General features: G+C 66.3%; 1 pseudogene. It reads left to right on the top strand.

Going from position 1 to position 249, the window contains the following annotated elements:
* Positions 1-249, top strand: a pseudogene (locus SB786_RS37135) (3-deoxy-7-phosphoheptulonate synthase); the annotation flags it as partial.

The following is a 249-nucleotide window of genomic DNA, read 5'->3' as shown; positions in this document are numbered from 1 at the left end:
CTGGGCTTGCCGACCGCGACCGAGGCGCTGGACCCGATTTCGCCGCAATACCTGGGCGACCTGATCGCCTGGACCGCGATCGGCGCGCGCACCACCGAATCGCAAACGCACCGCGAGATGTCGTCCGGCCTGTCCACGCCAGTGGGCTTCAAGAACGGCACCGATGGCGACGTAAGCATCGCGATCAACGCCGTGCTGTCGTCGGCCAATCCGCATGCATTCCTGGGCATCAATGGCCAGGGCTCGGTC

The sequence above is a fragment of the Burkholderia sp. SIMBA_062 genome (genome assembly GCF_046534765.1).
Lineage (GTDB): Bacteria > Pseudomonadota > Gammaproteobacteria > Burkholderiales > Burkholderiaceae > Burkholderia > Burkholderia ambifaria.
Note: the sequence above shows the minus strand (reverse complement) of the source record. Positions and strands in the feature narration are given on the sequence as shown.